The 22401-nt window shown below is 66.8% G+C and carries 19 protein-coding genes; 2 read left to right on the forward strand and 17 right to left on the reverse strand.

Features of this window, described 5'->3' with window-relative positions:
* Positions 1-118: 118 nt before the first annotated feature.
* The 5 genes from OTER_RS07365 to OTER_RS07385 all read right to left on the reverse strand — a co-directional run bounded on the left by OTER_RS07365 (position 119) and on the right by OTER_RS07385 (position 6610).
* Positions 119-3514 (reverse strand): efflux RND transporter permease subunit, encoded by a 3396-nt coding sequence (locus OTER_RS07365; RefSeq protein WP_012374276.1) that lies wholly within the window; start codon positions 3512-3514, stop codon positions 119-121.
* 127 nt (positions 3515-3641) lie between these two features.
* On the reverse strand, positions 3642-4679 hold the full coding sequence (locus OTER_RS07370; RefSeq protein WP_012374277.1) for an efflux RND transporter periplasmic adaptor subunit: 1038 nt from the start codon (positions 4677-4679) through the stop codon (positions 3642-3644).
* 19 nt (positions 4680-4698) lie between these two features.
* On the reverse strand, positions 4699-6039 hold the full coding sequence (locus tag OTER_RS07375) for a TolC family protein (protein ID WP_012374278.1): 1341 nt from the start codon (positions 6037-6039) through the stop codon (positions 4699-4701).
* A gap of 145 nt (positions 6040-6184) precedes the next feature.
* A complete protein-coding gene (locus OTER_RS07380) occupies positions 6185-6367 on the reverse strand; it encodes a DUF6132 family protein (RefSeq protein ID WP_012374279.1) in 183 nt (60 codons plus the stop codon).
* A 12-nt stretch (positions 6368-6379) separates the two neighbouring features.
* The gene (locus OTER_RS07385) at positions 6380-6610 is read right to left on the reverse strand and encodes a YgaP family membrane protein (protein ID WP_012374280.1); all 231 of its coding nucleotides are present in this window, start codon (positions 6608-6610) and stop codon (positions 6380-6382) included.
* Between the two features lie 48 nt (positions 6611-6658).
* Between OTER_RS07385 and OTER_RS07390 the strand changes: the two genes are divergently transcribed.
* Positions 6659-7018, forward strand: a complete 360-nt coding sequence (locus tag OTER_RS07390; RefSeq protein WP_044891635.1) for an ArsR/SmtB family transcription factor — start codon at positions 6659-6661, stop codon at positions 7016-7018.
* Between the two features lie 386 nt (positions 7019-7404).
* Here OTER_RS07390 and OTER_RS07395 read toward each other — a convergent pair whose 3' ends face one another.
* The 8 genes from OTER_RS07395 to OTER_RS07430 are packed head-to-tail and all read right to left on the reverse strand — an operon-like array spanning position 7405 to position 17087.
* Positions 7405-7887: an MOSC domain-containing protein gene (locus OTER_RS07395; RefSeq protein ID WP_012374282.1), complete on the reverse strand. Its 483-nt coding sequence runs from the start codon at positions 7885-7887 to the stop codon at positions 7405-7407.
* Positions 7884-10013: a hypothetical protein gene (locus tag OTER_RS07400; RefSeq protein ID WP_012374283.1), complete on the reverse strand. Its 2130-nt coding sequence runs from the start codon at positions 10011-10013 to the stop codon at positions 7884-7886. The genes OTER_RS07395 and OTER_RS07400 overlap by 4 nt, the downstream gene beginning before the upstream one ends.
* A 45-nt stretch (positions 10014-10058) precedes the next feature.
* The gene (locus tag OTER_RS25080; protein ID WP_012374284.1) at positions 10059-11318 is read right to left on the reverse strand and encodes a YeeE/YedE thiosulfate transporter family protein; all 1260 of its coding nucleotides are present in this window, start codon (positions 11316-11318) and stop codon (positions 10059-10061) included.
* Entirely contained in the window at positions 11315-11854 is a 540-nt protein-coding gene (locus tag OTER_RS07410; RefSeq protein ID WP_044891636.1) for a YeeE/YedE thiosulfate transporter family protein, read from the reverse strand. The genes OTER_RS25080 and OTER_RS07410 overlap by 4 nt, the downstream gene beginning before the upstream one ends.
* Positions 11855-11866: 12 nt before the next feature.
* Entirely contained in the window at positions 11867-12910 is a 1044-nt protein-coding gene (gene nrfD, locus OTER_RS07415; RefSeq protein WP_012374286.1) for an NrfD/PsrC family molybdoenzyme membrane anchor subunit, read from the reverse strand.
* Positions 12911-12926: 16 nt separating this feature from the next.
* Complete coding sequence (locus OTER_RS07420) at positions 12927-13466, reverse strand: 4Fe-4S dicluster domain-containing protein (RefSeq protein ID WP_012374287.1); 540 nt, start codon at positions 13464-13466, stop codon at positions 12927-12929.
* Positions 13467-13468: 2 nt separating this feature from the next.
* Positions 13469-15664 carry a molybdopterin-containing oxidoreductase family protein gene (locus OTER_RS07425; protein WP_012374288.1) on the reverse strand — a complete coding sequence of 732 codons (2196 nt, stop codon included), beginning with the start codon at positions 15662-15664 and terminating at the stop codon, positions 13469-13471.
* Between the two features lie 16 nt (positions 15665-15680).
* Positions 15681-17087 (reverse strand): OmpP1/FadL family transporter, encoded by a 1407-nt coding sequence (locus tag OTER_RS07430; RefSeq protein WP_012374289.1) that lies wholly within the window; start codon positions 17085-17087, stop codon positions 15681-15683.
* Between the two features lie 166 nt (positions 17088-17253).
* Here OTER_RS07430 and OTER_RS07435 point away from each other — a divergent pair, with 166 nt between their 5' ends.
* A complete protein-coding gene (locus OTER_RS07435; RefSeq protein WP_012374290.1) occupies positions 17254-17589 on the forward strand; it encodes an ArsR/SmtB family transcription factor in 336 nt (111 codons plus the stop codon).
* A 64-nt stretch (positions 17590-17653) separates the two neighbouring features.
* Here the strand turns inward: OTER_RS07435 and OTER_RS07440 are convergent, their stop codons facing one another.
* The 4 genes from OTER_RS07440 to yidC all read right to left on the reverse strand — a co-directional run bounded on the left by OTER_RS07440 (position 17654) and on the right by yidC (position 22398).
* The gene (locus OTER_RS07440; RefSeq protein ID WP_012374291.1) at positions 17654-18259 is read right to left on the reverse strand and encodes a methionine biosynthesis protein MetW; all 606 of its coding nucleotides are present in this window, start codon (positions 18257-18259) and stop codon (positions 17654-17656) included.
* Between the two features lie 4 nt (positions 18260-18263).
* A complete protein-coding gene (gene metX, locus OTER_RS07445) occupies positions 18264-19421 on the reverse strand; it encodes a homoserine O-acetyltransferase MetX (protein ID WP_425496018.1) in 1158 nt (385 codons plus the stop codon).
* Positions 19422-19723: 302 nt separating this feature from the next.
* Positions 19724-20470 carry a YebC/PmpR family DNA-binding transcriptional regulator gene (locus OTER_RS07450; protein ID WP_012374293.1) on the reverse strand — a complete coding sequence of 249 codons (747 nt, stop codon included), beginning with the start codon at positions 20468-20470 and terminating at the stop codon, positions 19724-19726.
* A 113-nt stretch (positions 20471-20583) separates the two neighbouring features.
* Positions 20584-22398, reverse strand: a complete 1815-nt coding sequence (gene yidC / locus OTER_RS07455; RefSeq protein WP_012374294.1) for a membrane protein insertase YidC — start codon at positions 22396-22398, stop codon at positions 20584-20586.
* Positions 22399-22401 lie beyond the last annotated feature (3 nt).

Here is a 22401-nt window from a genome sequence, read left to right on the forward strand (position 1 = left end):
GGAAACGAGATTTGCGCGGCGTGCCAGTGGCGGAGCCCGACGTCCTCGGCGGGCTCGCCCTGCGCCAACCCGCCGGGACGGCGGGTTCCACCTGCGGCGGGCTTCGCTTGGAGAGAACTCACGGCGCCACCTCACACGTTTCGTTCGTGGTGGCGACGGCGGGCGCGGCGGGTTTGGCGTGCGCGGAAGCGTGCGTCATGAAGTAGATCAGCGGCACGGCCAGCGGGCTGACGACCAAGGACGCGATCGCGCCGAAGAGCAGCGAGATGGCGAGGCCCTGGAAGATCGGATCGGCCAGGATCACGAGTCCGCCGACGACGACCGCGAAGGCGGTGAGCATCATCGGCCGGAACCGCACCGCGCCGGACTCGATGCAGGCGTCGCGCAGCGAGCGGCCGTGGCTGAGCCGAAGTTCGATGAAGTCGACCAGGATGATCGAATTGCGGACGACGATACCCGCGCCGGCCATGAAGCCGATCATGGACGTGGCGGTGAAGAACGCGCCCATCGCGGCGTGCGCCGGCAGGATGCCAATCAGCGAGAACGGAATGACCGTCATCACGATCAGCGGCGTGGCGTAGTTTTTGAACCAGCCGACCATGAGCATATAGATCAGGATCAGCACGGCGCCGAAGGCCAGGCCCAGGTCGCGGAAGACTTCGATGGTGACCTGCCACTCGCCGTCCCACTTCATCGCGGGCTCGGCATCGTCGAACGGCATCGTGGCGTTGTAGATCTTCACGTGGTCCCGCGTGCCGCCAAACTCGCGTCCGTCGAGCTGCGCGAGCGCCTTGTTCATCTGGAGAATCGCATAGACGGGGCTCTCGATGACGCCGGCGACATCGCCCGTGACGTAGGTCACGTTTTTCAGGTTCTTGTGGTAGATATTTCGTTCGCCGGTGGTCCGCTCGACGGTGACGAGCTCACGCAGCGTGAGCAGCGGCGCCTGCGGATTCATTTCGGAGCGGATCGGGAGCGAGAGCAGGTCGTCGGGCCGGGCGCGGAGTGCGCGCGGCAGCTCGAGCACGACGTTCACGTCCTCGCGGTCGGAAGGCGAGTGGAGCAGCGTGACCGGATAGCCCTGCACGGCCATCTGGACGGTGCGCGTAATCGCGGCCTCGGTGATGCCGTGGAGCGCGGCCTTGGCCTTGTCGACGCGGAGGATGGTCTTGAGCTGCATATCCTCGACATACCAGTCGACGTCCACGACGCCCTCGGTGGAGCGGAAGATTTCGCGGACCTTGGCGGCGAGCTTGAGCCGGGCCTCCTCGGTGGGACCGTAGATTTCGGCGACCAGGGTGGAGAGCACCGGCGGACCGGGCGGGACCTCGGCGACGACGACGACCGCGCCATATTTTTCGGCGATGGCGGTGAGCCGCGGACGCACGCGCTTGGCGATGTCGTGGCTCTGAGCGTCGCGTTCGTGTTTGGGCAGGAGGTTGACCTGGAGGTCCGCGACGTTGCTGCCGCGGCGCATGAAGTAGTGACGCACGAGCCCGTTGAAATTGAACGGCGAAGCGGTACCGGCGTAGACCTGATAATCGCGCACCTCGGGTTCGGTGCGGATCGCGGCGGCCATCTCGCGGGCGACGCGAGCGGTCTGCTCCAGCGTGGAACCCTCGGGCATGTTGAGGATAACCTGGAACTCCGACTTGTTGTCGAAGGGCAGCATCTTGACCTTCACGCCGCCGATGCCGACGAGCGCCATCGAGCCGACGGTGAGAGCGGCGACGATCGCGAGAAACGCCCAGCGCCAGCCGCGATGGTCGAGCAACGGCCCCATCACGCGCTGATAGAGGCGCGTGAACCAGTTGTCGGCGACGGTCTCGTCTTCGGTGGCTTCCTCCTCCTCATTGCGCGGCGCGTCGACGAAATCGGTTGCATGGCGGCCATGCGTGGCGTGGCCGCGGAGAATTTTCAGCGCAGCCCAGGGAGTGACGGCGAACGCGACGAGCAGTGAGAACAGCATCGCAGCACTCGAGCCGATCGGGATCGGCCGCATGTAGGGGCCCATCAACCCGCTGACGAACGCCATCGGCAGCACCGCGGCGATGACCGCCCACGTGGCGAGGATGGTCGGGTTGCCCACCTCGTCGACGGCTTCGACCGCGATCTGCAGCAGCCGTTTGCGGCGACAGCTGGGCAGGCCCATATGCCGGACGATGTTCTCCACGACGACGATCGCGTCGTCGACGAGGATGCCGATCGAGAAGATCAGCGCGAAGAGCGTGATCCGGTTGAGCGTGTAGCCGTAGAGATAGAAAACCAGCAGCGTCAGCCCGAGCGTGACGGGGATGGCGAGCAGAACGACGAGCGATTCGCGCCAGCCGAGGAAAAGGAGGATCAGGATCGCGACGCCGAAGACGGCCAGGCCCATGTGGAGCAGGAGCTCGTTGGATTTCTCCGAGGCCGTGGCGCCGTAGTCGCGCGTGACCGCGACGCCGACGTCAGCGGGGATGACGCGGCCCTTGAGCGCGTCGACCTTGGCGACCACGGCGCTGACGACGTCGACGGCGTTGGCGCCGGGACGCTTCGCCACGCTGAGCGTGACGGCGGGCTGGTCGGAAGCACCGCCTGTCGACGCCCGATCAGGCGTCGCAAGCGTCGTCCCGACGGGATCGCTCGCGGCTCCCGCGCCGGCGCCATACAGCACGTAGTTCGCGGGCTCTTCCGGGCCGTCGATGATCGTGGCGACGTCGCGCAAATAGACCGGCCGGCCCTCATAGACGCCAATGACCACCGCACCGACGTCCGCGGCGTTGCGGAAGAACGTGCCCGTCTGGAGCAGCGTCTCGGCGTTGGCGGCGGACTGCGCGCCGGTGAGCGCCTGAAAGTTGGCCTGCTGCAGCATCGGCACGAGCATGCCGGGGCTGAGATTGCGCGAGGCGAGTCTCTGCGGGTCGAGCTGGACGCGCACCTGCCGGCGATCGCCGCCGATCAGCGTGGTCTCGGCGACGTCGGAGATCGATTTCACCTCTTCGTCGACCTGCGCGGCGATCCGGCGCAGCGTGGCGTGATCGTAGCGGTCGCTGTGGAAGGTGAGCGCGAGGATCGGCACGTCGTCGATCGTGCGCGGTTTGACGAGCGGCGGGGTGACGCCGAGCGGGATCCGGTCGAAGTTGGTCTGTAGCTTCTGGTTGAGCCGGACGAGCGCGGCTTCGAGGTCGGTGCCGACTTTGAAACGGACGATCGTCATGTTACCGCCGGGACTCACGGTCGAGTAGACGTATTCGACGCCGGGAATCTCCCAGAGAAGCTTCTCCATCGGGTGAGTGACGCGCACCTCGACCTCGGCGGCGCTGGCGCCAGGCATGCCGACGAGGATGTCGATCATCGGCACCTTGATCTGCGGCTCCTCCTCGCGCGGCAGCATCAGAATGGAGAATACGCCAAGCAGCAGCGAGGCGGCGACCATGATGGGCGTCAGCTTCGAGTCGATGAACAGTGACGCCATCCGGCCGGCGAAGCCGTAACGTTTCGGATCGGGGAAGGGAGAACCGTGGGAGGCGCTCATGACGGAATCGTTTGGGCTGAATTTGTAGGGCTGCCGCTCGACGGCAGCTGGGAGGAAGACGTGGAAACGACCAGAGTGCTCGGCCGGCGACCAGCGCCGGTTCTACGAGGCGGAGACGAAACAGCGATCATTGGACAACCTCCAGCGGCTGGCCCTCGCGCAATCCGGCAGGCGCGGCGACCACGACCTCCTCGCCGTCGTCGAGTCCGGAGAGGATCTCGACGCGGTCGCCGTGCGTTGCGCCCGACTTCACGAGCCGCAGCCCGGCCCGACCATCGGTGCCGCGCACGAACACGCGTTCGAGCTGGCCGAAGGTCGAGACCGCGGTGGCAGGGACGAGCAGCGATTTGACCGGTGCGCCGGGTACCTGCACGCGGGCGAACTGGCCGGAGCGCACGGTGGCCTCCTGCGGCACGGCGAGTTTCACCAGCACGCTGTGCGCGGCGGCGTCTGCGGCCGAGGATATTTCGGTGACCAACCCCTGAAAGGACGCGCCTATGGAGGGCACCGCGACCTCAAGCTGCTGGCCCACGAGGAGCGGAGCCACGAGCGAGTCCGGCACGGCGGCCTCGACTTGGAAGGAACCGGTGCCTTCGACTTCGAGCAACGGGACGCCGGGCGCGGCGAGGTCGCCGACGTTGACCAGTTTGCGGGCGATCACGCCATCGAAGGGCGCACGCAGCGTGGCGTAGCCGAGCATCACCTCGGCTTCGCGGACCATCGCCTCGGTCATGGCGAGGCGGTCTTCGAGGCCCTTGACCATGTCGGCGGTGCTGGCGCCCTTGCCGAGGAGGTCGCGTTCGCGATCGAGATCGCGGCGGGCGACGTTGAGCTGCGATTTGGCCTGGAGCAGCCGCGCGGAGATCTCGCCGGCGCCAATCTGCGCGAGCACATCGCCGGCCTGGACCTTCTGGCCCAGCGAGACCGGGAGTTCCTCGATCGCGCCCATGACTTTCGCCGCCAGCGTCGCGCGCTGGACCGGCCGGACCGTGCCGGTGATTTCGACGAGCGCCGGCGCGGTTTGGATACGGGCGGTGGCGAGCTGGACCTTGGCGGCGGGAAGATCGGGAGCGGTCGCGGCGGCGGGCTCGTGCTTGCCGCAGCCGACGAGGGCGAGCACGAGGGCGGCCGGAAGGATGAAGCGGGGAAGACGGGCGGAGTTCATGTTCAAAGGGAGAAGCGGGTTACAACTGGGAATCGGCAGCCGTGGTCGGCAGGGGGTCGAGGCCGAGCGCGCGGCGGAGCCCGACGAGCGCGAGCCGCTCGTCGACGGCGGCGAAGGTGTGGCGCAGGCGGGCTTCGATGAGCCGGCTCTCGGCGCCGATCACGTCGGCGGTGAGCACGGCCTGCTTCTCGAACCGCGCGCGGGTGAGCGCGGCGCTCTCCTCGGCTTGGGCGACGGCGGCGGTGGTGACGTTCAGCCGCTCGCGTGCGTCGGCGTGGGCCAGCCGGGCCTGCTCGGCCTCGAGTTCCATGCCGAGCGTCGCCTTGCGAAGCATCTCCTTCACCTGCGTCACCTCGGCCCGGCTTTGACGGATCTTTCCGGACGTTTGGCCGCCGTCGAAAACGTTCACGTCGACCGACACGCCGGCGAGCCAGCTCTTGCCGTCGCGGTTCATCTCCCAGCCTTTGTCGTATTGGTAGGAGGCGAACGCGTTGACGGTGGGGCGGCGCGCGCCGCGGGCGGAGTCGACCATGGCTTCGGCGGCGCGGAGCCGAGCCTGGAGTCCGAGGAGCTCGGGCCGGTGCGAGACGTCGCGCGAGTCCGGCGCGGTGAGACGGGCCAAGGTCGGATCGTCTTCGGCGAGTTCGACGGGTTCCTCCGACGCGTCGAGCCCGAGGACAAACCGGAACGCACGGGCGGCGAGCGCCGCACTGTGGCGGGCGGCGGACAGCGACTCGCGGGTTTGCGCGAGCTGGACCTCGAGACTGAGCAGGTCGGACTTGAGCATCTGGCCGGCTTCGAACCGCGCGCGGGCAACGGCGACGGCGGCATCGTAGGCCTTCACGCCCGCCTCGACGGCGCCGACGGCTTCGCGGGCTTTGCGGAGATTGAGCGCGGCCTTGACGACCTCAGCGGCGAGTTGCTGCCGGGCGGCCTGGAGGTCGAGATCGGCGGCCTCGGCGCCGGCGCGGGCGGCGGTGCGACCAGCGGTTGCGCGGCCGCCGCTATAGAGATTGTAGCCGATCGTGCCGGTGGCATTCAGGTTGTCGATCTGACCGGGATGGTTGAAGTCGATCGTGTTGTTGAACGCCCGCTGGTTGAGGATCGAGCCGAACGCCATCATCGGGCTATTGGTCTCCGTGTAGCGGCCGGACACGGTCAACTGTGGCAGCCAGGCCGAACGCGCCTGCTCGACGAGCGCTTGGGCGCCATCAACGCGGGCACGGGCGATCCGGGCGTCGGGACTCTGTTCGAGGGCGGTGGCGACGGCACGCTCGAGGGTCCAGGTCTCGGCGCGCGCGCTGCCTGCGGCCAGCAGGGCGGCCAGCACGGCGGAAAAAAGGAGGCGGTGGGAGCTCATGGCCAAAGGGGGAAGGTGGACGGGTGCGCGTGGGAGCGCGGCGGCCGAGAAGATGTTACCTATTAAATGACATTGCCGGGAGGGCGCCGGGGGAAGCCGAGGGAGATGTCACTTAATAGGTGACATGGTGTGGGGAGCGGAGCGGTCAGGCGGTGCGGGAGGTGAGCGCGATGAGGAGGCCCATGGTGCCGCCGTAGAGGGCGCCGCGCCACCAGGTGGAGGTGAGCGGGCAGGTGCCTGAGGTGCACTGGCCGAAGTAACCGAGCGCGGCGCCAAGGCCGGCGCCGATCACGATCGGCAACAGGAGGCGGACGAGCGGGTGCTGCATGGCGGGGGCGGATCAGGCGTGGGACTTGACGCCGCCCCAGTGGATCACGTCGTTGGCATCGACCCAGCCGAGCTTGCGGAGGAAAAGGGTGGGCGGGCAGAAGCCGGTGAAGGCGGACTGAATCAGGTTGGCGCCAACGAAAGCGGGGAGCAGCAGCCACCAGGGGCTGACGAATGCGGCGAGGGCGGTGCCTAGCAGGGTGAAGGTGCCGGCGAGGGCGCGGATGAAGGAATCGGTTTTCATGGTTGGGCTTGACAGTAAATGCGCATATACGCATATAAGCAGTCAGCGATGTCAAACGAATTTTGTGCGATTTCTTCCGGCCGGCCGCCGCCGCTGACCGATGCGACGATCGAGCTGGTGGCGGGGCGGTTTGCCGTGCTCGCCGAGCCGATGCGGCTGCGGCTGATCCACGCGCTCTTCGGGGGCGAGAAGAGCGTCAGCGCACTCGTCGAGGAGAGCGAAGGAACGCAGACCAACGTCTCGCGACACCTGCAGACGCTGATGCATGCCAATATGATAGCGCGGCGGAAGGAGGGACACCAAGTCTTTTACCGGATCACCGATCCTTCGATCGCGCACCTGTGCGAGCTGGTGTGCGGCAGCCTCAAGCAGCAGCTCACGCATCAGGCCGAGGCGTTCGAGTCGTAGGCGCCCGCAGGCCCCGCGGCAGAGAGCGGTTCGCGTCGCGACGCCGTCGACTGGCCGCCGCGCGGGGACGATCGGGGCAACGGCTCTTCGGCGCCGCATGGCCGAACATGGACTGGGCGAGCCGTGCGGCGTTGCCGGGCAGGACCGAAAAGAAGCCGGCGCGATGACTGGCTGAAGGGGCCGTAATGCAGCGTCGCCAGGCGATCTGCCTCCGCTGCGGCGGATCCAGCGCCAATCAGTCATTTACGGCTACAGCGTTTTCAGAAAAGGGGTGCAGCCCAGCGGGGCAGCGGCAGACCTCCGTGCCTGCGACTGGAGAGAGCAATACCAGCAGGCAGAGACGCCTGCCGCTACGCAGGAACGGCTCCGCCAGAGCTTGAAACGCTCTATTGTCGCAGCCAGCCGTCCGAGAGAATCCGCGCGCGGAGTCCGCCGCGGCCGCGCAGCCAGTCGTTGGCGCCGGGCCCGAGCGCCTGGTCCATCCAGTAGCATGGCCGGCATTCCTCGGTCCCGAAAAACCGCACGCCCTGCAGCTCAAATTCGCTGCCGACCAGCGAGGCGAGATCGATCCCGCGCGTGAACACGTTGCGTCGCGTGGCTTCCGGCCGGGCCAGCGGCGATCCGAGTTCGCGCTGCAGCTGCACAAACGTCTCCAGCGCGAAGAAGGTGATCTGGCCCTTGTAGTCGGGCCGGTAGTCGAAGAAGCGATCGCCGCGCACGCCGCGACCAGCGATGCACTCGAGTGCGTCGACGACTTCCACTGCGGCTTCACCTGCGGGTCCGCCGTGATGGCCGAAGAAGTTGTGCGCCGGCGAACGGGTGAGCAGCTGGACCGTGTCTGAGGCGAGAAGGGTGAGCGTCGGGATCATGGCGGAAGAACGCACGAGGAGCTGCGCCGTGTGAGGAGCGCGGCAAAATCGGCGAGTGACTGCTGCATCACCGGCGAGTTGTCTGCATGGCAAGTGAGACACGCGCCGACGCGGAGGATCCGACGCTGTTCATTGGCGGTGAACGGCCGGACATCACCGCGCAACGCCCGCCCAGTGGCCCCGTCCTCCAGGAAACCGATCCAGGCGTCGGCCGGCAGCCCGTCGTCGGCGGCGGGCTGAGCGGGTTTGAAGGTCCACCGGCCGCCGGTGTCCGAGACGACGTAGTCGAGCTGACCCTCGCCGTAGCCGAGCGCGACGGGATCGTTGTGGCATGAGCGGCAGGAGCGCCCCTCGCGACGGACGGTGTGTGCCGCTGTCGGAGCGTAGAGCCGGCGGAATACGGTGTCGGGGCGCGCGCCGGCGGTCTGGTTGCGATTCACGGTAAGAATCATGCCCGGGATGAAGGTATCCACCCGACCTGCCGGGCGAGCGGAGTCGCGTGAATCGAACCGAATACCGAGTGTCGGCGGCACCGCTGCGAAAGCTCCGGAGGTCTCCACCCACGCGCTGGCCGTGTCCGTCTGCATCAGGTGGTCGAAGCCGGCGGCGATCGGATCGAACGAGGTATGGCAGCTGGCGCAGCGCGGCGCCCAGGCGGTGTGGCAGCTGCTGCAGGACAGCCGCTGGTGGCTGTCGCGACCGGCGCTGCACGCGGCCGCGGGAGGCTTGAGCGCAACCCACTCGCCCGTGGGTTTGCGGCGGAGCCGGCCGCGGCCGGCGGTGTCGACGCTGACGTTGACCAAAAGCTCGCCGGTGCGCGAAGCGCCGAAGCGCTGGCCGGCCGGCAGCGACCAGCGGCGAAGCGCGAGCACGCGGGCCGACTCGTCGTCCAACGCGTTAGACGGTTTGGAACGCAGCTGCGCGGCGTGGCAGTCTTCGCACCGGAACAGCAGCTGGTCGGATTTGTGGGCGACGGTTTTTCCCGCGCCCATGACCTCGACGCCCGAGTGACAGTCGATGCACTCGAGTCCGAGCTCCTGGTGCACGTCGGCGGGCATCCGCCTGAACCAGCGGCCATCGTCAAGCTGTCGGAACCGAGCGGTTGACGGAGGGCGGTCGACTTCGGCCAACGTCGGGGGCTCGCGCAGTTCGTGCCAGCCCTCGTAGTTGGTGGCGATTCGGCTGGAGCGGCTGTGGCAGCCGAAGCAGGCCGCGTTGCCGACTTGGATCGAGAGGTTCGGATGAACGCGTGGCACGGCGCGGTCGCCGGCGGGAGTGGCGAGGTAGCGGTCGAGTTCGCGCGCGGCATCGAATGAATAGCGCAGGTGACAGGCGTTGCAGCCGCCGCCGCGCGACTGCTGGTGAATCGCGCCCCACTCGGTCTTCGGCTGACCGAGATGGCAGGAGGCACAAAGCTGGCGTAGATGCGTGTCAGCCGCGCTGGTGCCGAGTTGGCGGACGTGCGGTGAAGGGGCCACGGGATCGACGACTTCGCCGAAAACGCGGCGGTCGGCGGTGACTGCGCCGGCGAAGGTGGTCATGATCGATCGCTCAACGCGCGGCAGAATGTCCGGATGGCAGCCGGTGGTGCCGCAGCTGCGCGGCGCATTGATCAGATTGCCGGGGATCAGGATCATGCCGGCGTGCGCCGCGGTGGCGTCGCGTGCGGTGGCATTGCCTGCGTGGCACGAGGCGCAGCCGATGCGCTGGGGCGAATGCGCCTCGCTGAATCCGGTGATCGCGGCGTGGCACTCGAGACAGCTCTCGGTGGCGAGCTTGGCGGCCGAGGCGCTGCGGTGCACCTGAACGCCGAAGCTGGCGAAGGCGTAGATGGCGATGGCGACGGTGGTGCCGAGCAGCGCTCGGTGCGACCAGCGCGTTGGCCAGCGGAGTGCGAGGCGGCCCATGGCCCAGCCGGCGACGGGCGCGACCAGGGCGGCCAGCAAGGGCGCGATCCACTCGCGGGCGGGAAAACTGCTCGTGTCCTTCGAAGCCGACGCGGTCCAGCCGAGAAGACCCGCGAGCAGCGTCGCGGCGCACGCGATTGCGACCGGGAGTATGGCGATCGTGCGCCCGTGCGGGAAGCGTCGGCGCAGCGGATCTGGCTCGGGGAAATCGCGCCCCATGGTTCGGCTCCGCGGCGTTGAAAAGGCGGACGAGGTCCGCGACGTTCAGCAGCCTTCCTTTTTCTTGCGGGTCACCGGGCGTGGACCGGTGGGCGCGGCGGGAGCTGGCGGAGCGATCTGCGGCAGTTCGGGCGCGGCGGGGATGATCGCCGCACCGGCACCCTGCGGACTGCCGCCGAAATGCCGGGCCACGGCGGCGCGACGCGCGAAGTCGATCTGTTCCCGAGCCGGAGCATCGGCGGCGGGCGCGCGTGGATAGAGCACCTGGGCCTGCCACGCCTCCACGCCACCAGAAAGCAGATACGCAGCGGGAAAACCAGCGGCGCGCAGGATCAGCCATGCCTGGGCGGCGTGCACGTCGGTGTCGGCGTAAACGATAATCCGCTCATTGTGCGCGGCGACCTCGGCGTTGAGGGCGGCGAGCGGCACGTTGGTGGCGGACGGCAGATGGTAGCGCGCGAACGCCGTGGAATCGCGAACGTCGATCAGTAGAAAATCGTTGCGGCCTTCGACGAGCCAGTCCGCCAGCTGGGCGGGCGCGATCAAGTCGGCGGTGCCGGCATCGAGGGCCAGTTGTTGCGTGTCGACGCGCGCGAACGCCCCGCGGTAGGGACCGCCGGCGACCGCGGCGAAGAGTCCGATGGCGACGAATGCCAGCGCGAGCCGGCGCACGGGCACCAGTCGGCGGGTGGGCGCGAGCAGCGAGTCGGGCTCGGGCGGCTTGCCGCCGACCTTCTTCTCGGCCCATTCGGCGGCGACGAACGCGCCGATCGCCATCAGCACCACCGCAGCCACGAGCACGCCGTAGGGGATGTGGAGAAGCTGCGGCAGCGTGATCTTTCCGAGCGGAGTGGACTGGGCAAAGTTTGCGATCGACGGATAGACTTCCGCAAAACCGGCCAGCCCGCCGACCATCCCCGCGAGATAGACCAGGCCGTCGATGCGGCCGGTGGCGGCGGAGACGCAGGACGTGCCGGGGCAGTAGCCGCCGATGATGAAGCCGGCGCCGAGGATGACTCCGCCGACGATCTGCGGCAGAAGCAGCGTGGGGGTGAGATAAATGAGCGACAGGTCGAGCACGCCGACGCGCGCGAGGACGAAGACGCCGACCATGGCAGTGATGATCGCGGTGAACATCACCTTCAGCACGCGCAGATCGCGGAAGTAGAACTGGGCGGCGAGCACGCGGGCGTTGCCGAATCCGGCGCGTTCGAGCACGAAGCCGAAGGCAATGCCGATCACGAAAGCGACGATCAGCGAAGCTTCGTCGCCGAAGAGCCCGTATTTGAAAAAGGGAGCGTTCATAGCCATTGCCTCCGGAAGAACCAGGCGAGTCCATACGCCCCGGCGAAGACGCACATCATGAAGGCCCAGCTGCCGACGTTGAGCAGTGCGCCGCCGGTGAGCGCCTGGCCGCTGGTGCAGCCCAGTGCGAGCTTGGCGCCGATGCCCATCAGCGCGCCGCCGACGAAGGCCAGGACCAGCCGGAGCGCGGTGGTGGCGCGCGGACCTTTTTCGACGGTCACCTTCAGCCGGTGCGCCAGGGCGCCGGAAAGGAAACCGCCGACGAACACGCCGAGCACCTGGAACACGAGCCAGTCCTTCAGCGGACTCGTGGTGCCGTCGCCGAGATACTCCTGGTAGAACGCGTTCCCCTCGGCATGCGCAGGGGCGACGGCGTGCACGGTGGTGGCGACCGCGGTGGTGAAGGCGCCGGAGGCACCGAGTCCGCGGCCCATCACGACAAAGGCGGTGAGCAGCACGAGACCGAGCGCGAAGCCGGCCCAGTAGGGGTTCATGTGCGGCTTCGGCGGATAAGCAGGATCAGTGGACGAGGACATGAGGGAGCGAATTTATTGGGCGGCCATGGTCCAGTGGCTGGCTTGGCCGGCGGCGACGAAGATGATGCGCAGCGCGAGCCCGCCGATGAGGATGAGCACGGCGGGGGCGAGCGAGTGACGGATGCGGTGTTGCAGTTCGAGTCCCTGCAGCACCAGCGGCAGCAGGATCCCGAGTCCGACAACAAAGACCCAGAACACCGCGGCGTAGGGGCCCGTGAGGATGAGCGCGGCGGCTTGTTGTCCGACCGCGGTCGAGCTGGAGAGCCCGATCAGGAGCAGTCCAAGCAGCGCGAGCTCGATAGTGAGAAAGCTGTTGTCGGCGCGCTGCAGGATGGGACCGATGCTCGGGTCGGGGGCGCGGCCCTGCGACCAACGCGCGAGGCTGGAAAGCAGGAAGTCGACGAACTCCGGCCGCTCATCCTTGCGCGAGGTCAGCACGAGAATGCCGTGGAGCAGCGCCGCCGCCGTCGAAAGCCCCGAGAAAAGGAAGAGCGGTCCCAGAATCGCGCTGTTCCAGAGCGGCCGCGCTGAGAGCGCGGAAAGAAGTATGCCGGTGTAGACGCCGAGCGCGACGCCGAGCAGCATGTTGCCCAGTCCGATGGCGATGATGAGCCGGCTGCGCGCGAGGATGAAGTCGCTGATCGTGACCAGGACGGGGAAACGTCGCGCGAGCGCGGGGATTGCTTCGGGGAGATGCGTCAGGGCGTTGGCCAGGAGCGCGGGATACACGAGCAACAGGATCCACGAGCCCCACGACATCGGCGACGTGGGCTGGAAGGTGAGATACAGCCGCCAGACATAGGGCTTGTGGGTGAGGTCGAGAAACAGCGCGAGCATGCCGATGCTCAGCAGGGCGATGCCGACGAGCGGACCGATCGTGCAGCAAACCATGGACTGCCGCTCGCGCGGTTGCACCACCAGCAGCCGGACGCCGGCGATGATCATCAATCCGGCCACCAGCCCGCCCAGGTAGAGATAGACGGGAATTTCCCAGCCCCAGAGGTGCAGCACGGGATCGATGCCCGGAGTGTGGCGATGGAGGGTGAATTCGGTCATGGCGCGCGGCGGAGTTTCACGTGAGGTAGTAGATCCGCGGTTTCGTGCCGGCTTCGGGCAACAGGGCGTGATGCGGGCGCGACGCGAGGAGCCGGCTCACTTCGCTCAAGGGATCGTCGCCGTCGCCAAAATGCATGCAGTGCGTCGGACAAACGGATACGCAGGCGGGCTTCAGTCCCTTTTCCACGCGGTGAATGCAGAAGGTGCATTTGTCGGCGTAGCCGTCCGGATGGATGAAGCGTGCGTCGTAGGGGCACGCGGCGAGGCACGCCTTGCAGCCGATGCACTTCTCGGGCGTGACGAGCACCACCCCGCCGCGATCGTGCACGTGGCTGGCGCCGGTCGGGCAGCAGTGAACGCAGGGCGGATTGTCGCAGTGGTTGCAGCGCTCGCTGCGAATCTCCATCTGCAGCGTGGGGAACTCGCCGTGGACGGTCTCGGTGATCCAGTCGCGATTGTAGCCCTCGGGGACGTGGTTCTCCGTCTTGCAGGCGACCACGCAGTCCATGCAGCCGACGCAGCGCCGCGTATCGATGACCATCACGTAGCGTGCCATGGTCAGACCGCCTCCGCGGGTTCGAGGGTGACGAAGTTCACGTTCATCGCGGTGCCGCCCATGAGCGGGTCGGTCTTGTAGCGCGTGATGAGCTGGGCATCGCTCGCGCCCTTGCCGAACGCGTGACGCAGTCCGCGGGCGGTGTGGCCGAAGCCGTGGACGAGGAAAACGCAGTCCGGGCGGATGCGCGGGGTGGCCTTGACGAGCACGGTGTTGCTGAGCATGCCGTCCTGGTTGCGGAGTCGCACGCGATCGCCGGTCTTCAGGCCGAGCCGGCGGGCGGCGACGGCGTTGAGCCACACGGCGTTTTCGCTCATCAGATCGGAGAGCAGCCGGTTGGTGTGCGTGCGGCTGAAGGAGTGCATCGGCGCCCGGCCGAACAGGAGCCGGAAGGTGCCCGGCGGTGCCGGCTCGGGCGGCGTGTAGCGCGGGACCGGATCGAAGCCGGCGTCGGCGAGCTGGTGGGAGTAGAATTCGATCTTGCCGGAAGGCGTGGGAAATTCGGCGGGCACGCCGTCATCGAAATAGATCGGCTGGCGCGGGCCGCGGATCAGGCCCTCGCGCTGGAGCTGTGCGAGGCTCAATCCCGCGGAGCGGAGTCGGGTCTCGAGATACTGCTCGATGTCCTGCCAGGGGAAGAACGCGCCGAGCCCGAGCTTGTCGGCGAGCTTTTTGGCGATCCACCAGTTCGGCTTCTGGTCGTGCGGCGGCTCGACGACGGGCTGGCGCAGCGCGACGAACGGCTCCTTGAACAGCTCGACGTTCAGGTCGTCATAACGTTCGAGGTAAGTGGTCTCGGGCAGCACCACGTCGGCCCAGCCGGCGATTTCGCTGGGAATGACATCGACGACGACCAGCAGATCGAGCTGCTGGATCGCGCGGATCGTTTCGGCCTCGTTGGGCAACGCCTGCAGGAGATTCGTCGCGTAGACCATCCAGCCCTTGATCGGGTAGGGCTGGCCGGTGAGCGTGGCCTCGCGGATGCCGGTGGTGATCGCTTCGTGGGCGAACGGATACTTGCGCCCGGGATTGTCGACCTTCGGCTTGGTGGATTTCGGATACGCCGGATAGGGATACGCGGCGACATCCATGCTGGCGGGCGTGTAAAACCCGCCCTTGTGGCCCCACGAACCGAGCAGGGCATTCAGCAGCGCGATTGCGCGGCTGCGCTGCGCGTCGTCGCCGTTCCAGTTCACGTGCCGGCCCGGATGCACGAGCGTCGCCGGCCGGTGCCGCGCCATTTCGCGCGCGGTGACGCGGATCGTTTCCGGATCGATCCCGGTCTCGGGGAAAGCCCATTCCGGCGTGTAGCTCGCGAGCGAGGCGGCGAAGGCGTCGAAGCCGTGGCCGTGGCGTGTCACGTAGTCGGCGTCGTAGAGTTTTTCCGTCACGATCACCTGCATCCACGCCAGCAGAAGCGCGAGGTCGGTGCCGGGCCGGATCGGCAGGTAATGCGCGGCCTTGCTCGCCGCGACGGAGAACCGCGGGTCCACCACGATCAGCCGCGTGCCGCGACCGACTGCGTCGGCGAACTCCTGCACCTGGGTGTTGTGCATGTTCTCGCCGAGGTGGGAGCCGATCAGAACGAGGCACTCGGCGTTGGCGATGTCGGTCCGCTCAGGCGAGCCGACCTCTTCGCCGAACGTGAGATTGAAACCAACGTCGCGCGGACCGCGGCACTGGGCGAAGGACGGCGCGGCGATGTTGGGCGAGCCGTAGGCTTTGAACGCGTGCTTGAGGAACGTGCCACCGATGCCGTGCGCGAACAGCGCCATCGACTCCGGCCCGTGCTCAGCGGCGATCTTCTTCATGCGGGCGGCGACGTAGTCGAGCGCCTCGTCCCAGGTGACCGCCTTCCACTCCTCCGCGCCGCGTTCGCGCGTGCGGATCAGCGGCGTGCGCAGCCGATCCGGGTCCGTGTGCGCGCCGATACCGCCCGTGCCGCGCGGGCAGAGCCGACCGCGACTGAGCGGATCGTTGGGATTGCCTTCGATTTTCCAGAGCTGTCCGTCGCGGACGCTCGCGATCGCGTTGCACTTCCAGAAGCAGATGTCGCAGAACGTCGGCACGCGCCGGACACCAAGCGCGGGCCGGGTGGCGGCCGTCGTGGCGGCACTGACGAGTCGACCTGCCGCCCCGGCGGCGAACAGCGCGGCCGTGGAGATCTTGAGGAAACGACGGCGGGAGAGCGCGGGCATGGGGACGCGGACTCGCTCAGAACCGGTGGCTGTAGAGCACCTGAGCGTTGTTTTGGGAATGCTCAACGCGAATGCCGCCGCCATTGGTGACCGCGTGGGCGAATCCGTGCGAGTAGGAGACATCGATGGAGGAGGCCTCATTGAGCTTCCAGCCGCAGCCGAGGGTCAGATGCTTCTCGACGGTCGCGGGGAAGAGGCAGTTCAAATACTGCGCCGGGATCGGATCCTTGCCGTGATTGGCGCCGAAGCGGACCGTGAAGGTGTCGGTCGCCTGCCAAGCGGCGCCGAGTTGGAAGATCGTCTGGTCGGACCAGCGCTGATACAGCGTGGCGTTGAGATCCTGGCCGGCGAAGTTACCGTTGCTCGTGGCGTTCGAGGCAACGAAGCGCAGGTTGAAGTTTTCCATCACGCTCGCCCAGTAGACATGGCGGACATCGCCGGCGATCAGCCAGCGCGGCGTCGGGGTCCACGCGAACCCGGCGCCGAGCATCGCCGGCCATTCGAAATCGCGCACCGTGACATCACCGGCGAGCGTCTGCGGCACATGTCCCATGCCCGGAACATTCAACTGGAAGCTGATGCTGTTGCCGGGCGCCTTGAGATCGGACAGCCTGGTTTGCGAATGATAGGTCGCGCCGAACGTGAGGGTGGGCGAGACCTTGTAGACCACGCCGATCTTGCCGGCATAGCCGGAGCCGGAAGCCTCACCGGTGAAGTCCGAACCGTTGGCGAAGTTGAAATAAGCGTAGTCGACCGACGTGCCGGGCGGCATTTGCTGCAGGGCCTGGCCGAAACCCTGGACAATCCCGCCGGATGCGAGGCCGATCTGCTGCGTGCTGACCAGATCCATGAACTGGGCGCCGGTCATAGCCATCTGCAGATCCATGCCGGCCCAGACGAAGTCCGCCGTCGCGGCGATGGTGAGGGCCTCGTTCACCTGCCAAGCGAGGGGCACGATGACGCGGCCGACGGACACCTCGGTGCGGTTCTTCAGCCCGAAACCGAGACCGCGCCATGTGTTGGCGTCGTATTCGCAACCCATGCCGCCCTGGCCGAAGATGCCGAGTCCGTAGACGAGCGCGCCGCTGCGGCGGGTGTAGCCGAATGCCGGCATGAAGAATGCGGTCGCTTCCGACTCGGCGCTGGCGCCATTCGGGGCGGTGGCGGTGATTTGCGGACCGAGCACGCCGAGCGCGAGGTCCAGCCGGGCGGTGGCCGTCTGGAGGGACAGCGTGGCCGGGTTGTTGATGACGGCGGCGGCGCCGTTGTCGTAGGCCATGGAGGCGCCGCCAAGCGCGGTGGCGACAGGGCCATAGCCCTCCATGTTCATGCCATTGGTGGCGGCGAGCCGCGGGACCGTGAGGACGAGCGCGAGGCTGGCGGGCCAAATGAGGGAGCAGAGCCGGAGACGGGGTCGTTTCATGGGGCGAAGAAAGCGCGCGGGGACGGACGGGGAGTTGCGTTGCGGGGCGGGGAACGGCTAAACTACAACCCAATCAGAAATTCTACTTTTGTAACGACGCAGAATAAGTATATGCACATATACGGATGCACCGTTCCGCCGGTCAAGCGGCCTTCTCCTTCTCCCCATGCCTAAGAAGCCACGCCAATTGTCTGATGAAGCCCTGATGATGATCGCCCGCCGGTTCAGCGTGTTGTCCGAGCCGCTGCGGCTGCGGCTGATCCATGCACTCTTCGAAGGCGAGAAGAACGTTAACACGCTGGTCGACCTGACCGGCGGCACGCAGGCCAATGTGTCGCGGCACCTGCAGACACTCACGCAGGCGCATATCCTCAGTCGCCGGAAGGACGGGCTGCAGGTTTTCTACGCGATCGCGGATCCGACGATTTTCGAACTCTGCGAGCTGGTGTGCGGCAGCCTGGAAAAACAGTTCGCCAAACAGGCGGAGGCGTTCGAGCGATAGGGAGAATCGGACCGATAGGACGGATGCGACCCATGGGACCAGACGGCGGGCATTCGCGCTGGTTCTACTTCCGCAGATCGTAGAGCGCGTAGCCGGCGAAAAAATTCGGGCGGAAGCGGCAGGGCGTGTGCCAGTCGCCGCGGAGGTAAACGCGCCGCGTGACCGTGATGCCCTGCACCGCGCAGAAGTGCTCGAAATCGGCGATCGAAACGGGATTCGACGGCCGGCTCTCGAACCATTCGGTCGTGTAGACGTCGTTGCGCACCTTGCGACCGCGCAGCAGGGCGTCGGCACGGTTTTTCCAGAAGCCGTGGTTCACGAACCCGACCGTGAGCGCGTGGCCGGCGCGCAGTGCCTCGAGAATGACGGCCGTGGGGTTGTCGAGCTCCTGCACGGTGCGTGAGCAGATGACGCGGTCGAAATGCCGGTCGGGAAACTCGCGCATGAACCCCGTCATGTCGCCTTGATACGCGGACAGCCCCCGCGCCACGCAGGCGGTGATCCGGCGAAAATCCAGGTCCACGCCCACCGCGCGCACGTCTTTCGTCTGCACGAGATAGGCGAGCAGGTCACCGCGGCCGCAACCGAGGTCGAGCACGCGCGAAGCGGGCTCGACCCACTCGGCGATGATCTCCATGTCCACGGCGCGTTTTTCGACGGGCTTGCTCATGGCGTCAGATCGAATAGTCCAGCGCAGCCGGCGCATTGCCCTCGAGGAAGGCGCGGACGAGGGTGTAGAGTTCCTCCGACTCGAGCAGGAACGAGTCGTGGCCGAGGTCGGTGGTGAGCTCGGCGTAGCTGGCCGATTTGCCGGCGCGCAGCAGCGCGAGCGTGATCGCGCGGTTCTGCTCGGGGGGAAAGAGCCAGTCGCTGGTGAATCCGACGGAGAGCGTTTGCGCCTGCACCGGAGCAAACGCCGCCTCGAGCGAGCCGTAGACCTGCGGCAGGTCGAAATGATCGAGGGCGCGGGTGATGTAGAGATACGTGTTCGCGTCGAACCGGTTGATGAACGCCTGTCCCTGGTGCTGAAGGTAGCTCTCCACCTCGAACTGCACGTCGAACGTGTACGCGCCGCCGGTGCCGTTGCCCTTGCGGCGGCGGCCGAACTTCCGGTCCATGCTGGCGTCGGAGACGTAGGTGATGTGGGCCATCATGCGGGCGATCGCCAGGCCGACGCGCGGGCCGCCGCCCTTGGCGTAGTCGCCATGGTTCCACTCCGGATCCTGCATGATCGCCTGCCGGCCGACCTCGTTGAACGCGATGGCCTGCGCACCTTCGCGCGCGGTGGTGGCCATCGCGATCACGCGGCGGACGTAGGCGGGGTATTCGATCGCGAATTGCATCGCGAGCATGCCGCCCATCGACCCTCCCAGGACCGCGTGCAGGGCATTGATGCCGAGATGATCCAGCAGCAGTTTCTGCGACCGGACCATGTCGATGATCGTGACGAAGGGGAACGCGAGCCCGTACGGCTGATTGGTGGCGGGATTAGTGGACGACGGCCCGGTCGAACCCTGGCAGCCGCCGAGCACGTTGGCGCAGACCACGAAGAACTTCGTAGTGTCGACCGCCTTGCCGGGCCCGATCAGGTTGTTCCACCAGCCGGGCTTGCGGTCCTCCGGCGTGTGCAGCCCGGCACAATGATGATCGCCGCTCAGCGCATGGCAGATCAGGATGACGTTGTCGCGCGTAGCGTTGAGCGTGCCGTAGGTCTCGTAACGGAGCGTGAATCCCGGGAGTGTCTGGCCGCTGTTAAAAGTGAAAGGCTGCGCGTGGGCGAAGTCTTGGGGCGTGACGAGGCCCACTTCGCCTAGGGTGTGGCGGTGAGGCACGGCGGAATCCGCAACATCGTCAGTCATTGATATGAAGATGGTCGCCGAAACCGCGGGGCGACACAAGGGCGTCGTTTGTCATTGCGGGGCACACGGCATGGAATTCGCGGGGCTTCTGGCGCTGATCAGAACCAACTTGCGAGTGATATTCGAATCTCCGCGGCGGTGGAGCCCGCCGTCCCGACGGGCTTGAAAGCAGGGCGATCGAGCAAACCTGCCGGGACGACAGGTTCCAACTCCCGTGGGGCGACGAGCGATTGCGGCGCCGCTCCGCCGCGTGCGCGCGACGGAGCGCGCGTGGCTCACGATGCCGGCAGAATCGATTCGTCGATCTCGTCGTTCGAGAACACGTCCTGGACGTCGTCGAGTTCGTCGAGGGCGTCATGCAGGCGCGTGATGCTTTGCGCCAGCTGCGGATCGGTCACCGGCACGGTCGTGGTCGGAAGGTAGGCGATCATCGCGCTGTCGGGCTTGAGCCCTTTCTGGTCGAGCGCTTGCGCGACCTTGTCGAAAGCGTGGATGTTGCAGCGCACCTCGTAGCCCTGCTCGCTGGTGATCACGTCATCGGCGCCGGCGTCGAGAGCGACTTCCATCAGCGCGTCCTCGCTGATCTGCGCGCCTGGGATCAGAAACTGCCCCGCGTGCAGAAACTGGAAAGACACGGCGCCCGTCGTCGCGAGATTCCCGCCCCAGCGCAGGAACACCGAGCGGATTTCCTGCGCGGCGCGCTGCTTGTTGTCGGTGGTCACCTTGACGATGAATGCCACGCCCCCGGGGCCGTAGCCCTCGTAGGTGATTTCTTCGAACACGACGCCGGGCAGTTCGCCGGTGCCCTTCTTGACCGCGCGGTCGACATTGTCGGCGGGCATGTTGGCGTCGCGCGCTTTCAGCAGCAGCGTGCGCAGCCGCGCATTGCCGTTGGGATCGCCGCCGCCGGCTTTGGCGGCGAGCGTGATGTCGCGGGAGAGCCGCGAGAAGACCTTGCCCTTGCGGGCGTCGGTGACGGCTTTCAGCCGCTTGACCTTGGACCACTTGTTATGGCCAGCCATGGGGGATGTGAGCTGAGAGCTAAGAGCAGAGAGTCCAGAGCTGAGAGCTTCTCGCGGGGGCTTGAGAGCCGGTCGCCGAGCTCTGCGCTCTGGGCTCTCGGCTCTGGACCGGCTTATTTTTTTTTCTTCGGCGTGACGTTCTTGGTGGACTTGGTGAACGCTGCCGCGGTCGTGGCGGCAGCGGTGCCGGGGCCGACGGGGCCGGGATTGTCCTTCATGCGGTTGATCACGAGCTGCTGACCGATGGTGAAGATGCCGTTGACGGTCGAATAGAGCGCGAGCGCGCAGGAGAACGTGTAGCAGAACATCGTCATGATGTAGGGCATGAACTTCATCATCTTCACCTGCATGTTATCCACGGCGGGCGAAGGCGTGAGCCGCATCTGGATGACGATCGTGGCGCCCATCAGCAGCGGCATGATGTTCAGCGGGAATGGCCCGATGTGCAGCACGGTGTCCGGCGCCGACAGATCATAGGCCCAGAGGAAGGGCTGGAACCGCAGTTCAGCCGCGCTCTGGAGCATCTGGAAGAAACCGATGAAGAACGGAATCGTGATCAGGATCGGGAAGCATCCGCCCATCGGATTCACCTTGTGCTTCTTGAAGAGCTCCATCGTCGCCGCCTGCAGCTTCTGCGGGTTGTCCTTGAATTTCTCCCGGACCGCCTGCATCTCCGGCTGGATCTTGGCCATGCGCTTGGCCGAGCGCGACGCCGCGAGCGTGAAGGGCACGAAGATGATTTTCAGGATGAGCGTCGTGATCACGACCGCCCAGCCCCAAGCCCACGCCGCGCTCGGGAACCAGCCATGCACCCAGGTCATGAGCGTGAGCAGGATCTGGCTGAAGAACTTGAAGAACCCGAACTGCATGACCTTGTCTTGGTCCTTCTTGAACACGTCGCCGTTCGCCAGCCGGCGATATTCCTTCGGCCCGACGTAGAAGTCCGCCCCGAGCTTGGTCTCGGCGTTGGCGGCGAGCGGCGTGAGGTCGAACTGCGCCGCGCTCGTGATGCCGTAAGCGTTGCGGTTCTCGTCCGGCAGCATCGGCAGCAGTTTCACGCGCCGGGTGATGAGGCCCGAGCCGGGTTGGTCCGGAGTGAGGATGCTGGCGAAAAACTGATTGCTGACACAGGCCCACGCGATCGGGCCGCCCGTGAGGATCTGCGGCTTCGGTTCGCTGGCGCCGATGCCGAAAAATCCGTTGCCGCCCTCCAGCTTGGAGCGCGCGAAGAAGTTCTGGTCGTCGCCATTCGAGTAGCCGGTGGTGAGCCGGATGCCCGGATCGTTGGCATCCGTCGGCGCGGCGGTGCCGAGGCTCAGCGCGACCCGCGGCAGCGTCACCGTCTGATCGCTCAGGTTGCGGAACGTGGTCTCGTGGCGCACGACGTAGGGATCGCCGGACTTGTCGCCGGCCTGCAGAACAGAGTAGTGCCGCGTGACCTCGACCTGGCCGTTCAGCACGGCGCGATAAACCGCCGACGTCGGCGTATGCGAAACGAGTTCGAAACGCGTTTGCCGGTCGAGCCCGGGGAAATCGACGAGCGCCAGCATCGGGTCGGCGTGCAGCGCGTTAAAGACGAACGGCTCCGGCCGATCCCGCTCCGCAGGATATTTCTTCAGCGCGACATCGTGCAGCGCGCCGCCGAAATCCGTGACGTGGGCCGCGATGAAATCATTCTGCAGGGTGACGGTCGTGGCGGAGCCATCGTTCTCCGCGACCGAGGCGAACGCCGTCGACGGCACGGGCGCGGACGGCGTGCCCGTCGGCAGGGCGTTCGCCGGCGCGGTGCCGGTGGCCGCGGTCTGGGGCGTGCTGATCGTCGGAGTGGGTTGTGCGCTTCGCTGCGGCGAAAGTCGCTGGCCGAGGTAAAGGCTGGCGAATGCGGCGAGGAGCAGCAGGACGCCGATGACAGTGTTCTTCTTGTCCATGAA

The sequence above is a fragment of the Opitutus terrae PB90-1 genome (genome assembly GCF_000019965.1).
Taxonomy (GTDB): domain Bacteria; phylum Verrucomicrobiota; class Verrucomicrobiia; order Opitutales; family Opitutaceae; genus Opitutus; species Opitutus terrae.